Below are 15,423 nucleotides of genomic sequence, written 5' to 3'. Positions count from 1 at the left end.
TCAATATCCTTGCAAACGGTTGACGATGCCGGCGACGGAGTCTCCGGCTTGCAGGCGGCGCATCTTTGCGGCGATCTGCGCCACGCTTTCGCGGCGCAGGGTGGCGGCCGAAATATGCGGCGTGATGGTGATGCGGGGTTCTTGCCAGAACGGGTGCTGCTGTGGCAGCGGCTCGTTGCGGAACACGTCAAGTGTCGCGCCGGCGATATGGCCGGAGCGGATCAGGGTCAGCAGATCCGGTTCGGCGATATGCGCGCCGCGCGCCACGTTGATGACGTAGGCGCCCGGCAGCAGCATCGACAGGCGCGCGCGGTCGAGCAGGTTGTGCGTCTCCGGCGTGAGCGGCAGCATGCACACGAGCACGCGCGTGCCGCGCAAAAACGCTTCGAGTCCTTCGTCGCCCGCAAAACACGCCACGCCATCGGCATGTTTTGGACTGCGGCTCCATCCACGCAGCGGGAACTCGAACTGCGCCAGCGCCTCGAGCACGCGCGTGCCCAGCACGCCCATGCCCAGCACGCCGACGGGAAAGTCCGCCTTGTCGAACGCAGGCAGCGGCTGCCAGATGCCTGCGCGGCCCTGCGCCTCGTAATCGTCGAAACGGCGGAAGTGGCGCAGCACGGCATGGCTTACATATTCGGCCATCTGCACGCCCATGCCCGCGTCATCGAGACGGATCAGCGGCACGTGGGCCGGCAGCGCGTCGCCAAATTTCAGCAGCGCGTCGACGCCGGCGCCCGTGTTGAAGATGGCCTTGACGTTCGCCAGCTCGGGCAGCATGGCGGCGGGCGGCTGCCACACGACGGCGTAGTCGCATGGTTCAACCGCTTCGCCTTCGCGCCAGAAGTGGATTTCTGCCTCGGGCAGCAAGTCGCGCAAGTCGCTGATCCACGCCGCTTCCTTGCCGTCCGAACGTTGTAACAGGATGCGCATGTGCTTACCTTTATGCGGCGGCCTTGAAGGCCAGCAGCGGCGCGCCATCGGCCACCTGGTCGCCGACCGCATACAGCACGTCTTCCACCAGGCCGTCGTGCGGCGCGGCGATCGTGTGCTCCATCTTCATCGCTTCCATGATGACCAGAGGCTCGCCCTTCTTGACGTCCTGGCCCTTGTTCACCAGCACGGCGACGACCTTGCCCGGCATCGGCGCCGTCAGACGCCCGCCCTCCGCTTCCACTTCGCCCGCATGCGCCATCGGGTCGTTGTAGTGCAAGGTGTAGTGCAAGCCGTTGGTAAATACGTGGAACTGTTCGCCGTCGCGCAGCACGGTGCCGTGCACGGCACGCTCACCGAGCTTGATATGCAGCTCGTTGCCTGTGTGCGCCGTCAGGGAGAGCGGCTGGCCGTTGAACAGCCAGCCATCCGTCTTGTAGGCAATGCGCGCCGCGTAGGCCTTGCTGTCGCTGGCCAATGCGAATTCATCGGCAAACGACAGGCTGCGTCCCAGCGTGCTGTTCAAACGCCAGCCCAGGGCATTGCCCCACGGGTCGGCGCGGTTGGCCGATTGCGTTTCGGCCGCCGCTTTTTCTTCCAGCAGCAGGGCGACGGACGCCAGCGCCAGGGCCGTGTCGGGCGCCGCCTGCAAGGCGGGGAACAGCGACGCCTGATTGCGCTCGATGAGGCCCGTATCGAGGTCCGCGCTGGCAAATGCCTGGCCTTCGACGAGGCGTTTCAAGAAGGCGATATTGCTGGCCAGGCCGACGATCTGGTAGTCGGACAGCGCCTGCGCCATGCGCGCCAGCGCCTCGCGGCGGTTCGCGCCCCAGACGATCAGCTTGGCGATCATCGGGTCGTAGAATGGCGAGATCGCATCGCCTTCGCGCACGCCCGAATCGATGCGCACGGCGGCCGGCACCACCGTGCCACCGAGTTCGAACGTGACGGCCGATGGCGACTGCATGTGGCGCAGGGTGCCGATCGATGGCAGGAAACCCTTCTCCGGATTTTCCGCGTAGATGCGCGCTTCGATGGCGTGGCCGTGGATGGCCAGTTCATTCTGTTTTTTCGGCAGCGGCTCGCCAAAGGCGACGCGCAGCTGCCATTCCACGAGGTCCGTGCCGGTGATCATTTCCGTCACCGGGTGTTCGACCTGCAGGCGCGTGTTCATCTCCATGAAGTAGAACGAGCCATCCTGGTTGGCGATGAATTCCACCGTGCCCGCACCGACATAGCCGACGGCCTTGGCGGCGGCGACGGCCGCTTCGCCCATGGCCGCGCGGCGTTCGGCTGGCATGCCAGGCGCCGGCGCTTCTTCCAGCACCTTTTGGTGACGGCGCTGCACCGAGCAATCGCGCTCGAACAGGTAGATGCAGTTGCCCAAGGTATCGGCAAACACCTGGATTTCGATATGCCGCGGGCGCGACAGGTATTTTTCGGCCAGCACCTTGTCGTCGCCGAAAGAGCTGATCGCTTCGCGCTTGCACGAGGCCAGCGCGGCCTTGAAATCATCGGAATGCTCGATGACTCTCATGCCCTTGCCGCCGCCGCCGGCCGACGCCTTCAGCAGCACGGGGTAGCCGATCTTGTCGGCTTGGCCGTGCAAAAAGTCAGCATCCTGTTCCTCGCCGTGGTAGCCGGGCACCAGGGGGACGTTGGCTTTTTCCATCAGCGACTTGGCCGCCGATTTCGAGCCCATGGCGCGCATGGCCGATGCCGGCGGGCCGATGAAGACCAGGCCCGCAGCGTGGCAGGCGTCGGCGAAGTCGGCGTTCTCGGACAAAAAGCCATAGCCGGGATGGATCGCCTGCGCCCCTGTCGCCAGCGCCACGGCGATGATCTTGTCGCCGCACAGATAGCTTTCCTTGGCCGGCGCGGGGCCGATCAAGACGGCTTCGTCGCAGACGGCGACGTGCTTGGCGTTGGCGTCCGCTTCCGAATACACGGCGACGGTCTGGATGCCCATGCGGCGCGCGGTAGCGGCGACACGGCAAGCGATTTCGCCGCGGTTGGCGATCAGGATTTTAGTGAACATGGTCTCTCTCTATTCTCTCAAAAAGGGGCAGCTGTCTCTTGGCGGACCTTGTCTGCTGGTTTGTCGGTTTACGCGCTACGCGCTAAACCGACCTACGCATGGTGAGGCTGGATATCGTAGGTCGGGTTAGCCGGCACGGCGTAACCCGACAAGGCTGTCATCAGCAGCCGCACTTTTCTTTCTGCACCGATTCGAGCATGGCGCCGCGCGTCTGCAAGCCCAGTTTGCCGAGCAAGACGCGGTCGTCTTCCGCTTCCGGGTTGTCGGTGGTGAGCAGCTTGTCGCCGTAGAAGATGGAATTGGCGCCAGCCAGGAAGCACATCGCCTGCACGGCTTCGCCCATCTGGCGGCGGCCGGCCGACAAGCGTACGCGCGCTTTCGGCATGGTGATGCGGGCCACGGCGATCGTGCGCACGAATTCGAACGGGTCCAGCGCTTCCAGGCCAAACAAGGGCGTGCCTTCCACCTGCACCAGGTGGTTGACGGGCACCGATTCCGGATATGGATTCAAATTGGCCAGCTGGGCGATCAGGCCCGCGCGTTGCAGGCGCGTCTCGCCCATGCCGACGATGCCGCCGCAGCACACCTTCAAGCCCGCTTCACGCACGCGGCCCAGGGTGTCCAGGCGGTCCTGGTATTCGCGCGTCGAGATGACGTTGTCGTAGAACTCGGGCGCCGTATCGAGGTTGTGGTTGTAGAAGTCCAGGCCCGCGTTTTTCAGGCGGTCCGCTTGTCCCTCTTCCAGCATGCCCAGGGTGGCGCAGGTTTCCAGGCCCAGCGCTTTGACTTTGCTGACCATCTCTTCGACCTTGTCCATGTCGCGGTCTTTCGGGCCGCGCCAGGCGGCGCCCATGCAGAAGCGCGTGGCGCCATTGGCTTTCGCCTGGCGGGCCGCGTCGAGCACCGTGTCGATGTCGAGAATTTTTTTCGCTTCCACGCCCGTGTCGTAGCGGGCCGCCTGCGGGCAGTAGCCGCAATCTTCCTCGCAGCCGCCCGTCTTGATCGACAACAGGGTCGCCAGTTCCACGTCGCCGTCGGGGAAGTTGGCGCGGTGCGTTTGCTGGGCCTGGAACATTAGGTCATTGAATGGCAGGTCGAACAGGGCCAGCACATCATCGATGGGCCAGGTGGCCGCTTCGGGCAGGGTGATGCGCGCTGTCGGACGGTGCAGTTCGACGGTTTTTGCTGCTTCTTGGACTACGGACATGGTGATTCCTTCGCTTCTATTTTTGGATACGATTAATTGTTTGGTTTAAGTGTTCGACTGTTGCGCCGGCCAGTTGGGCAAGCCGGTGAAATCGAGATACGCGGCCGCCGCTTCCGCGCTCGGCTGCGCCAGGCGCGGCACCCTGCCCAGCAGCGGCGCCGGGATGCGCTCGATCAGCGCATCGATATTTTCGTCGAGGAAGCGCATTTCCACTTCCAGGGTGTTGGCGACCCAGCCGATCACCGTCAAGCCGCGCGCTTCGACGGCTTCCACTGTCAGCAAGGCCTGGCTGATGCAGCCCAGACGCATGCCGACGACGAGGATCACGGGCAGATCGAGTTGCTGCGCCAGGTCGGCCGAATCGAAATCGCTGGACAGCGGCACGCGGAAACCGCCCACGCCTTCGACCACGACGGCGTCCGAGGCGGCGGCGATTTCCAGGTAGGCGGCCAGGATCGGCACGGACTCAATGCTCACGCCTTCGAGCGCGGCGGCGATGTGCGGCGCAGCCGGTTCCTTCAGCATATAGGGCGTCGTCAGGCTGCGCAGCATGGTGACGTTGCCGGCGGCGATCAGGCTGTCGGCGTCTTCATTATGCAGTTCGCCGTCGCGCATTTCGGCGCCGGCGGCCACTGGCTTCATGCCGCAGGCGCGCACGCCGCGCGCGACCAGCGCGTGCAGCAGGGCCGACGAGGTCAGGGTCTTGCCGATTTCCGTGTCGGTGCCGGTGACGAAACAGGCAAAGCGCGATGGCAGGCCGGTGGTTGCCGGCGCCGTTTGCACGGCCGGCGCCAGGTCCGCCAGCACGTCCGCCACGATAGGATCATCAAGGCTCATGGCGTGTCCTTTCCAGGGTGTTAACTGCGTTGATCAATTGCGCCACTTCCTGCGCCGTGTGGCCGGCCGACAGGGTCACGCGCAGGCGCGCCGACCCGGCCGGCACGGTGGGCGGGCGGATGGCGCCGACCCACAGTCCCTGTTCGTACAGTTGGGCGGCGACGGCCAGCATGTCCGCATTCTCGCCGATGATGACGGGCTGGATGGCGGTCACCGATGGCAAGGCTTGCCAGCGCCGCAGCTGCAAGCCCTCGTTCCATTGCGCCACCAGCGCGGCCAGGTGAGCCCGGCGTTGTTTTCCTTCTTCCCCGGCGATGATATCCAGGCTGGCCAGCAGTGCATGCGCGAGCGCGGGCGGGGCCGCCGTCGTGAAGATGTAGGGGCGCGCCTTCTGGATCAGGGTGTCGATCACGGCTTCGTGCGCGCACACAAAAGCGCCACCCACGCCAGCCGATTTTCCCAGCGTGCCCACATATACGAGGTAGGGCGAATGCAGGTCGAAGTGTTCGAGCGCGCCGCGGCCATCGGCTCCCAGCGCGCCGAAGCCGTGCGCGTCGTCGACCACCAGCCAGGCGCCATATCGTTCGCACAGGGCCAGCAGCGCGGGCAGCGGCGCCAGGTCGCCATCCATGCTGAAGACGCTGTCGGTGACGACGATTTTCGTCTGTGCCGTGCTGGCCGCCAGCAGGATCGCCAGGGCATCGAGGTCGGCATGCGGATACACGCGCGTCTTGACGCGGGCCAGGCGCGTGCCGTCGATCAGCGAGGAGTGGTTCAGCGCTTCCGAAAAAATCTCGGTATCCGCATCGCCCGCCGACAGGGCCGTCAGCACGGCCAGGTTGGCCATGTAGCCGGTGCAAAAATACAGGGCGCGGGCGTTTTCCAGGTTGGCGCCCACGAAAGCGGCCAGCCGTTCTTCCAGCTGTGCGTGCGCGCGGCTGTGACCACTGATCAGGTGCGAAGCGCCGCTGCCGGCGCCATACAGGTCGGCGCCCTCTTTCAGCGCGGCGACGATGCGCGGATGCGCGGCCAGGCCCAGGTAGTCGTTGCTGCAAAAGGCCAGCATCTCGCGGCCATCGACCGTCAGGCGCGGCGCGCACGGCGTGTCGACGGTGCGGCGGCGGCGGATCAGGCTACGCTCTTCCAGCCCTTGCAGCTGCTGTTGTAATCGCGCGATCAGTTCCATCTCAGGCTCCGATCACATGATTGAAGACGGCCAGGGTCTGCTGGCCCAGTCCCGCGATTTCCTCGTCGTCGAGGATGTACGGCGGCATCAGGTAGACGGTGGAGCCGATGGGGCGCATCAACAGTTCGTGTTCCAGCGCCGTGCTGAAGAAGCGGCGCGAAAAATCGGGTGCCGCGTCCACCGCATCGAAGGCCCAGATCATGCCCTGCTGGCGGAAGTGTTTTACGCGCTCGTGCTGCGCCAGCGGTGCCAGGGCGCGCGTGATTTTTTCGGCGCGCACGCGGTTGGCCACCAGCACATCGTCTTCCTCGAAAATTGACAGGGTGGCCAGCGCCGCGCGGCAGGCCAGCGGGTTGCCCGTGTACGAATGCGAATGCAAAAAGCCGCGGCGCACGTCGGTGCTGTAGAACGCCTGGTAGATGTCTTCGCGCGTCATCACCAGAGATAAAGGCAGATAGCCGCCGCTGATGCCCTTCGACAGGCAGACGAAATCGGGCCAGATGCCGGCCTGCTCGCACGCAAAGAAGGTGCCCGTGCGGCCGCAGCCGACGGCGATTTCATCGAGTATCAAATGGACTTGATAGCGGTCGCACAAGGCGCGCACCAGGGACAAATACAGCGGATCGTGCATGGCCATGCCGGTGGCGCACTGCACCAGCGGCTCGATGATGATGGCGGCGATCTTGTCCGCTTTTTGCTGGAACAGCTGCTCGACTTCGGCGGCCGCGCGGCGCGCCACGTCCTCGGCGGTCTCGCCCTCGGCTGCCTGGCGGAAGTCGGGCGACATCACCGTCTGCGTGGCGCGCAGCAGGGGGCCGTAGGCATCCTTGAACAGGGCCACGTCCGTGACGGCCAGGGCGCCGATGGTTTCGCCGTGGTAGCTGCCCTTCAGGCAGACGAATTCCTGTTTCTCGCTCTTGCCGCTGTTGCGCCAGGCGTGAAAACTCATCTTCAGAGCGATTTCCACGGCCGATGCCCCGTCGGACGCGTAAAAGCTGTGACCGAGCACGCCGCCGGTTAATGCGGAGAGTTTTTCCGACAGCTCGATCACCGGTTCATGCGTGAAGCCGGCCAGCATGGCGTGTTCCAGGCGGTCCAGCTGGTCCTTGAGTTCCGCATTGATGCGCGGATTCGCATGGCCGAACAGGTTCACCCACCAGGAGCTGATGGCGTCCAGGTAGCGTCGGCCTTCGTGGTCGTACAGCCAGGCGCCGCGGCCATGGCTGACGGGGATGAGCGGTACAGTCTCGTGATGCTGCATTTGCGTGCACGGATGCCACACGCTGCGCAGACTGCGTTCGACCCAGCCCGATTGTTTTTCTGCTTTCAAAACTGCTCCAATGATATTTCTTAGACCATGCGCTAACCCATGAGCCAACTCGGCTTGCGCTTGTCGAGGAAGGACTGCACGCCTTCGCGTCCCTGCTCCGAGGCGCGGATCTGCGCGATGCGCTCGGCGGTATCCGCCAGCAGCGCGTCATCGACCGGCTGGCCGACGATCTCGCGCACCAGCGTTTTCGCTTGCGCCACGGCGTGCGGGCTGTTGCCCGTCAACGCCTTGAGCACGTCAAAGGTTTTCGCGTCCAGTGCGTTCGCTGCGACTACCTCGTGGGCAAAGCCGATGCGTAGCGCTTCCTGGGCGGAGAATCGCTCCGCGGTCAGGAAATAGCGGCGTGCCGCGTTTTCGCCCATGGCCTTGATGACATACGGTGAAATAGTGGCCGGGATCAGTCCCAGGCGCACCTCGCTCAGGCAGAAATGCACGTCTTCCGCAGCCAGAATGATATCGCATGCGGCGACGAGGCCCATGCCGCCCGCATAACAGTCGCCCTGGATCTTCGCCACGACGGGCTTGGGACACAGGTAAATCGTGCGCAGCATCTGCGCCAGCTGCAGCGCGTCGGCCTGATTTTCGGCATGCGTGTAGCCTGCCATCTTCTTCATCCAGTTCAGGTCCGCACCGGCGCAGAAGGCCGCGCCATTCGCCGCCAGCACGATGGCGCGCACCATGTCGCTGCGTCCCAGGCCCTCGAAGGCGCGCGCCAGTTCGGCGATCGTCGTCTCGTTGAAGGCATTGCGCACGTCGGGGCGGTTCAGGGTCACGGTGGCGACATTGCCCTCGATGACCAGCTTTAAGGTTTCAAATTCCATGGTCTTCTCCCCCTTACATGCGGAATACGCCGAACTTCGTGTCCGGGATTTCGGCGTTGAGCGCCGCCGACAGGCCCAGGCCCAGCACCATGCGGGTGTCGGCCGGGTCGATCACGCCATCGTCCCACAGGCGCGCGGTGGCGTAGTAGGGGTGGCCCTGGTGTTCGTATTGATCCTTGATCGGCTGCTTGAAAGCCGCTTCCTCGTCCGCGCTCCATGCGCCGCCCTTGCCCTCGATGCCGTCGCGCTTGACGGTCGCCAGCACGGAAGCGGCCTGGTCGCCGCCCATGACGGAGATGCGCGCATTGGGCCACATCCACATGAAGCGGGGAGAAAAGGCGCGGCCGCACATGCCGTAATTGCCGGCGCCGAAGCTGCCGCCGATGATCACCGTGAATTTCGGCACGGCGGCCGTGGCGACGGCCGTGACCATCTTGGCGCCATTGCGGGCGATGCCTTCGTTTTCGTATTTGCGGCCCACCATGAAGCCCGTGATATTTTGCAAAAACACGAGCGGGATCTTGCGCTGGCAGCACAATTCAATGAAGTGCGTGCCTTTCAGCGCCGATTCGGAGAACAGGATGCCGTTGTTGGCGATGATGCCCACCTTGACGCCATAGATGTGCGCAAAGCCGCAGATCAGGGTGGTGCCGTAGCGGGCCTTGAATTCGTCGAAATCGCTGCCGTCGACGATGCGCGCGATCACTTCGCGCACGTCGAACGGTTTGCGCGTATCGACGGGGATCACGCCATACAGTTCCTGCGTCGGGTATTTCGGTTCGACCGATGCGCGCAAGTCCATCTGCTGCGGTTTTTTACGGTTCAGGTTCGAGACGATGGTGCGCGCCAGCGACAGCGCATGCAGATCGTTCTGCGCCAGGTGGTCGACCACGCCGGACAAGCGCGTGTGCACGTCGCCGCCGCCCAGGTCTTCGGCCGTCACCACTTCGCCTGTCGCCGCTTTCACCAGCGGCGGGCCGCCGAGGAAAATCGTGCCTTGCTCCTTGACGATGATCGATTCGTCGCTCATGGCCGGCACGTAGGCGCCGCCGGCCGTGCAAGAACCCATCACGACGGCGATTTGCGGAATGCCCTTGGCCGACAGATTCGCCTGGTTGTAGAAGATGCGCCCGAAATGGTCGCGGTCGGGGAAGACGTCGTCCTGGTTCGGCAGGTTGGCGCCGCCCGAGTCGACCAGGTAGATGCACGGCAGGTTGTTCTGGTCGGCGATTTCCTGGGCGCGCAAATGTTTTTTCACCGTCATCGGATAATACGTGCCGCCCTTGACGGTGGCGTCGTTGCAGACGATGACGCATTCCTGGCCCGAGACCCGGCCGATGCCGGTGATGATGCCGGCGGCGGGCGCCGCATCGACGCCCTTGGCGTCCTGGTACATGGCGTAGGCCGCCATCTGGGAAAACTCGAGGAAGGGCGTGCCGGGATCGAGCAGCATCTGCACACGGTCGCGCGGCAGCAGCTTGCCGCGCGCCAGGTGCTTGGCGGCAGCCGCTTCGCCGCCGCCGGCCGCGATCTTTTCCACCTTGTCACGCAAATCGTCGACGATGGCTTGCATGGCCGCGGCATTGGCCTTGAAATCTTCACTGCGCGGATTGAGTTTGCTTTCGATGTGCGGCATTGCGGTTCCTTTTTATTATCGCCCGGTCTCTCGGGTCGCGCTATTCGGGAAAACTGCCGTCGAGATAAAACCAGCGCATGCCACCGTCACCAGCTTCACGCACGAAGCGGCTCACTTCATGCAGGCGGTGCGCGCGGCCGTTGACCTTGTAGCGGGCCACGAATTCGACGCTGTCACGGTGTATCTCTTCGGCTTGATCTGCTGATGTTGCTTTACGTTGACGTAAACGTAAAGCAGATTTTACCTCAAGTCCCAGCCAATGGACTTTTTCTTCTTCGGCAAATAAAGCATCGGTGGGACGGGTGCTGGCATGCCAGGTGGCAAGCAGATACGACTCGTCGCGCAGGGTGAACGCCGTGTAGCGCGAACGCATCAGGGTTTCGGCCGTCGGCGGCAAGGCCTCGCCTGCGATATACGGGCCGCAGCAGCTGGCGTAGGAGGCGCCGCCACAGGGGCAGGCGGCAGATGTCGAGAGTGTGGGCATGCGCTGGCAAATAGGGGAACTGAAAAGTTCCGCAATTATCCGCCATAACGGCGGCGCCGGTCGCCGCAGCCGCCGGTTCGCCTATTTTTGAGGCGCGAGGAAGTCCAGCGCGAACGGCGGCGCCTTGCCAGCCATCAGGTCGGCCAGGATGCGCGCCGTGCCGGCGGCGAAGGTAAAGCCCAGCGGGCCATGGCCCACGTTCAGCCACAGATTGCCAACTTTGCTGGCGCCCACCAGCGGCGCGCTGTTCGGCGTGGCGGGGCGCAGGCCGGCCCAGGCCGTGGCCTGGTCGTAGTCGGCGCCGTGCGGCATGGCTTCGCGGGCCAGCCGCGTCAGGCCGGCGATGCGGCCCCAGGCTATGCTGTTGTCGGCGCCCACCATGTCGACCATGGCGGCCACGCGCAGGTCGCCACCGATGCGCGCATACAGCACCTTGCGTTCGAAATCCGTGATGCTGATCTCGGGCGCCCGGTGCTGGGCGCGGATGGGCGCCGTCAGGCTGTAGCCCTTCAGCGGGTACAGGGGCAGGTAGATGCCCGCCGTGGCGGCCAGGTCGCGGCTCTGGATGCCGGCCGCCAGCACATAGTGATCCGCTTGCAACAGGCCCAGGCTGGTGTCGACGCCCGTGATCCTGCCCTTGTGCGTGACGAGACGGCGCGCCTCGCCTTTTAACAAGAGCGAACAATTCGGATGCTGCAACAGGCGCGCTTCCAGCGCCAGGCAAAAGGCGTGGCAATCGGCCACCGCTTCGCCCTGCGTAAAAATGCCGCCTGCCAGGGAACCCTGCAAGGCCGCCAGCGCCGGTTCGCGCTGTACGGCTTCCTGCGGCGACAGGACGATGCGTGCCTCTTCCGATTCGGGCCGCGCCACGGCGCGCTGAAAGATGGCGGGCGAGCGGTAGACGATGAGCTTGCCCGCATCGCGCCGGGCATACGCTTCGGGCGGCACCGTCAATTCCAGCTGGGCCATGCCGGCGCGGCTCCACTCTCCCAGTTGCAGCAGCTTGGCCGTCGTGCGGGCATTGCTGGCGCTGTTGCAATTGCGCAGGAAACTGGCCAGCCAGCGCCACTGGCGCCAGTCGGCCTCGGGACGGAAACGCAGCGGACCGTCTTTCTGCAGCAGCCATTGCAGGGCCTTGAAGGGCACGCCCGCGTCCGCCAAGGGCGCCACATAGCGATAGCTGAGCTGGCCGCCATTGCGGTAGCTGGCGGCGATCGCCACTTGTTCATTGCGTTCCAGTAAGGTGACCTTGTAGCCGGCCTCGGCCAGCCACCAGGCCGATGTCAGACCGACGACGCCGCCGCCGATGATGATGACTTGTTGCTGCATGTAGCCTCGCTGCGTTGCGCTCCCATGGTGCGGGAGCATTCGGAAAGAGCTTAGAGGCTGGCCGCCAACGCAGCCAATGAAACATCATGGTGCAGCCATAACTTTCAGGAATGCACCATTTCAATGCAAGGATGGATTGTTGGCAATCGCACCACGGTATAGCGCGGTGAGTATCAATTCCCCGCTGCGCCCCATGGCGGAATACGTGCCAGGGTACTGTTCGGGGTCGCTGCCCGTGCCGCCCACCAGCATCACCATGCCGTTCCTGTTCTTGAAATCGAGCACGAAGGCGGAGACGAGGCCATACGCGTCACCCAGGTGGCCCACGGCCGTGAAGCTGGCGCCCTCGACCAGACGGTTGCCCTGCCCCGCCACCGCATCGAACTGCTGGTTGCCCAGGCCCCAGGCGCGGTACAGGCCCCGCTCGCTGTCGCCATTGCTGGCATCGGGCGCCAGCTGCCATTGCCGGCCAAACATCAGCGCGATGCTGGCCGGCTGCAATAGCTGCTGATGTTGGTAGCGGCCGCCGTCGAGCAGCATCTGCATGACCTTGCCCAGTTCCGCAGCGGAAATGCGCAAGCCGCCCGTGGGGCTGAAGACGGTGGCGTTGCTGCCGATCACATAGTTGGCCAGGGCAGTCGGTGGACGTTGGTAAAAATCGTCGGCCTGGGCGATCCACGGCCCTTGCGGCTGCCAGGTTTCCGTGTCCAGGGTGCGCTTGCGGTACAGGGTGGCCGTGTTCGCCACGTCTTCCGCCGAAAATGCGGCCGGGTGATAGCCGCCGCGCACGTCGAGGGGATCGAGCAGCAAGCGCCGCATCAGCAGGTCGAAGCGCTCGCCCGTGACTTTTTCCATCACGGTGCCGATCACGCCCCAGTTCAGGTTGGCATACGTAAAATAGCGGCCCGGCGCCGTTTGCTTGTCCCACATGCTGTCGCCGCCGGCCGTAAACACGTCGCGCAGGCTGTGCTCAGGGCCCCATGCGTAACCGCCCGCGTCGCGTAGCGAGGAGGTGTGGCTGAGCAGGCTGCGCAAGGTCAACGCTTGCTGGGGGAAATGCGGGTTGCGCAGGGAAAAGCCCAGGTAGATGCCCACGTCCTGGTCCAGGCTCAGCTTGCCCTGCTCGACCAGCCGCATCAACCCCAGTGTGGTCATCATCTTCGAAACGGAGGCGGTGCGGAACAGGGTGGCCGGCGTCACGGGCAAGCTGTCCGCTGGCGTGGCGCCAATGTGCCGGTAGCCAAATTGTTGCTCATACGACACCTTACCGTGGCGTATGGCCAGCACGGACAGGCTGGCCAGCGGGTGGAGCGGGTCATCAACGATGGTCGATAGCGCGGCGTCGAGCGCGCGCTGCTGGTCGTTGCCGCCACCGGGCGGGGCGGCCAGTGCGCTCCAGGTCGTGCCCAGCAGCAGCAAGCCCAGCAAACCCGTCATTTTATTGTGCATGTTTCCCTGTTTCACGGCGTAGTGGAGGCATCGCCAGCATAGGGCGGGATGCTTCACGACGCCAATGAAAATTGCATATTTATCTATAATGCAAAGCTATACGTACGGTAAAACATTGTTTTTTTAAGTGTATAACCGTTATTTATGGTCATTTTCCATTTATTCATGGGTGGACGGGCTACGCACAAGCGCCATCGCTATTACACTAGGAGGACAAGGAGAACTGTATGAGCCAGACCAGCGTAGAACTCAAGGTCGATTTAAATGACAATTCGCCTTTATATATGCAGATCGCCCGCAAGCTGAGCGATGACGTACGCAACGGCCGCTACCAGGTAGACCAGGCCCTGCCATCTGAACGTACCCTGTCCGAACTGCTCGACGTATCGCGCGTGACCGCCCGCAAGGCCATCGACCAGCTCGTCGAGCAAGGCCTCGTCGTGCGCCGCCGTGGTTCGGGCAACTATATTGCCCCGCGCATCGAACAGCCGCTGTCGAACCTGTCGAGCTTTTCCGAGCAGCTGCAGCAGCGCGGCTACCGCCCCGGCTCGCGCTGGCTCAAGCGTGAAGTCGTTATCGCCAGCAGCGATGAACAGCTGAGCCTGGGCCTGGCGCAGAACACGAAAGTGGCGCGCCTCGAGCGTTTGCGCCTGGCCGACGACGTGGTGATGGCGTATGAAGTGAGCGTGCTGCCGTTCAGCGTGGTGCCTGACCCGGACGCCATGGGCGACTCGCTGTATGAATACTTGAGCAGCATCAAGAAGGCCCCCGTGCGCGCCTTGCAGCACATCCGCGCCATGAATGCGACGGACGTGCTGGCCAAGCAACTGGGCATCCCCGATGGCCAGGCCGTGCTGTTCATCACGCGCATCGCCTACCTGGAGACGGGCGAAGCGGTGGAACTCACGCATTCGTATTGCCGCAGCGACCATTACGATTTCGTGGCGGAAATGCGCCGCGCGCCATAAAACTACTGCTCGATCAGGCGGATCATGGATTCCGCCACGCCGACGGACGACTCCCAGCTCATGCCGGTCACCAGCCGGCCATCGACCTCGACGTGGCTCTTGCCGTTGGCGCCGTGCCTGAATATGCCGCCATGGCCCTTGATGCTGCCTTCCGCCGAAAAGGGATAGGCCTTGTAGATCGGCGATTCCCTGTTGAGAAACGCATCGGGGAACGAGGTAAGCACCTTGCCCTGGATGAGGAAAGTGCCGTCGCTGAGCTTCAGGTTCTTGATGCCCTCGGTGCCATGGCAGATGGCCGCGATCACCCCGCCCTGTTGTTCGTAGATACGCAAGGCGATGTTCTGCAGCGGCTTGTTGTCCGGGACGCCGACGATGGCCGCGCCGCCGCCGACGAAAGCCATGCCCGCATACTCGTCCGCCCTGACCTCGGCCACGGGCCTGGTATGGGCCAGTGCCCACATGAAGTCACTGTCGTACAGATGCTTCTTGAGCAGCTCGTCCGACGTGACGATCATTTCCAGGGGAACGGCGCCGCCCTCGGGACTGACGAAGTCGACCGCGTACCCTGCTTTGCGAAAGGCATCATAGGTATAGGCCAGCTCCGGAAAATTATTGCCGGCGTTGATTTTTGTACCAGGATATTGATGCACGTTCGACACGACCAGCAGCACCTTGCGTGCCTGACGCGCAGCTGCTGGCTCGCGATGGGCCGACTTGCTGACGATCTTCCAGTTGCCGGCGATCTTTTTCAACAGAAAGACATCCACATAGCGGATCCCTTGCTGGGGAATGTGGATATCGGCCTTGGCGGTGGCTACCTTGCCGCTCACCTCCACCTTGATCAGCCGCCCGTGGCGTCCATTGAATTGCCCTTTTTTCTCATCGGAAAAGAGTTTGGCGTATTCGGGACCGCTCAACTGCCATTGCGCATCGTCTTTACCGTCCAGGTAAAGGCGGGCGTTGGCATCGAAGGCCTGCTTGATCTCGTCCTGCACGTTGAAACTGGTGCCATGCAGATACAAGCGCACGGTTTCCCGAATGGCATGTTCGTCCTGGTCCGCGGTGGCGGCGGTGCCGACAGCGGTGAAGCAAAAAAAGCAACAGGCGAGTAACGTTCGCACTAAAAACTGGATCATGGTTTTACCCTGCATGAAGAATGTCGTTTATCGGAGCAACGACCATTTCAGGTCGCTGGTGGTCGATAA

At 63.7% G+C, this 15,423-nt stretch carries 13 protein-coding genes; 1 reads left to right on the top strand and 12 read right to left on the bottom strand.

The window, feature by feature from the left end; translation table 11 throughout:
• The 11 genes from CLU90_RS18240 to CLU90_RS18190 all read right to left on the bottom strand — a co-directional run bounded on the left by CLU90_RS18240 (position 1) and on the right by CLU90_RS18190 (position 13,250).
• Complete coding sequence (locus tag CLU90_RS18240; RefSeq protein ID WP_100428588.1) at positions 1–933, bottom strand: 2-hydroxyacid dehydrogenase; 933 nt, start codon at positions 931–933, stop codon at positions 1–3.
• Between the two features lie 10 nt (positions 934–943).
• Entirely contained in the window at positions 944–2,971 is a 2,028-nt protein-coding gene (locus tag CLU90_RS18235) for an acetyl/propionyl/methylcrotonyl-CoA carboxylase subunit alpha (protein WP_100428587.1), read from the bottom strand.
• A gap of 160 nt (positions 2,972–3,131) precedes the next feature.
• Positions 3,132–4,178, bottom strand: a complete 1,047-nt coding sequence (gene bioB, locus CLU90_RS18230; protein WP_092719099.1) for a biotin synthase BioB — start codon at positions 4,176–4,178, stop codon at positions 3,132–3,134.
• Positions 4,179–4,223: 45 nt separating this feature from the next.
• The gene (bioD, locus tag CLU90_RS18225; RefSeq protein ID WP_092719096.1) at positions 4,224–5,015 is read right to left on the bottom strand and encodes a dethiobiotin synthase; all 792 of its coding nucleotides are present in this window, start codon (positions 5,013–5,015) and stop codon (positions 4,224–4,226) included.
• Positions 5,005–6,201 (bottom strand): 8-amino-7-oxononanoate synthase, encoded by a 1,197-nt coding sequence (gene bioF, locus CLU90_RS18220; RefSeq protein WP_100428586.1) that lies wholly within the window; start codon positions 6,199–6,201, stop codon positions 5,005–5,007. Before bioF ends, bioD begins: the two co-directional genes overlap by 11 nt.
• 1 nt (position 6,202) lies before the next feature.
• A complete protein-coding gene (gene bioA / locus CLU90_RS18215; protein WP_100428585.1) occupies positions 6,203–7,531 on the bottom strand; it encodes an adenosylmethionine--8-amino-7-oxononanoate transaminase in 1,329 nt (442 codons plus the stop codon).
• Between the two features lie 32 nt (positions 7,532–7,563).
• Complete coding sequence (locus CLU90_RS18210) at positions 7,564–8,352, bottom strand: enoyl-CoA hydratase/isomerase family protein (RefSeq protein WP_092719089.1); 789 nt, start codon at positions 8,350–8,352, stop codon at positions 7,564–7,566.
• Positions 8,353–8,365: 13 nt separating this feature from the next.
• Positions 8,366–9,988 (bottom strand): carboxyl transferase domain-containing protein, encoded by a 1,623-nt coding sequence (locus CLU90_RS18205; protein ID WP_099377598.1) that lies wholly within the window; start codon positions 9,986–9,988, stop codon positions 8,366–8,368.
• A gap of 40 nt (positions 9,989–10,028) precedes the next feature.
• Complete coding sequence (locus CLU90_RS18200) at positions 10,029–10,472, bottom strand: YchJ family protein (RefSeq protein ID WP_092719084.1); 444 nt, start codon at positions 10,470–10,472, stop codon at positions 10,029–10,031.
• Positions 10,473–10,553: 81 nt separating this feature from the next.
• Positions 10,554–11,840, bottom strand: a complete 1,287-nt coding sequence (locus tag CLU90_RS18195) for a D-amino acid dehydrogenase (RefSeq protein WP_332870870.1) — start codon at positions 11,838–11,840, stop codon at positions 10,554–10,556.
• An 81-nt stretch (positions 11,841–11,921) separates the two neighbouring features.
• The gene (locus CLU90_RS18190; RefSeq protein WP_100428583.1) at positions 11,922–13,250 is read right to left on the bottom strand and encodes a serine hydrolase domain-containing protein; all 1,329 of its coding nucleotides are present in this window, start codon (positions 13,248–13,250) and stop codon (positions 11,922–11,924) included.
• Between the two features lie 227 nt (positions 13,251–13,477).
• On the opposite strand from CLU90_RS18190, the gene CLU90_RS18185 reads away from it, so the two are divergent.
• Entirely contained in the window at positions 13,478–14,218 is a 741-nt protein-coding gene (locus CLU90_RS18185; RefSeq protein WP_034752424.1) for a GntR family transcriptional regulator, read from the top strand.
• 2 nt (positions 14,219–14,220) lie between these two features.
• On the opposite strand, the gene CLU90_RS18180 is transcribed toward CLU90_RS18185, so the two are convergent.
• Positions 14,221–15,369: a nuclear transport factor 2 family protein gene (locus CLU90_RS18180; RefSeq protein WP_100428582.1), complete on the bottom strand. Its 1,149-nt coding sequence runs from the start codon at positions 15,367–15,369 to the stop codon at positions 14,221–14,223.
• Positions 15,370–15,423: the final 54 nt, after the last annotated feature.

Source organism: Janthinobacterium sp. 67 (genome assembly GCF_002797895.1).
Taxonomy (GTDB): Bacteria; Pseudomonadota; Gammaproteobacteria; order Burkholderiales; family Burkholderiaceae_D; genus Janthinobacterium.
The sequence above is the reverse complement of the archived record's forward strand: the minus strand, read 5'-3'. Positions and strand labels throughout refer to the sequence as shown.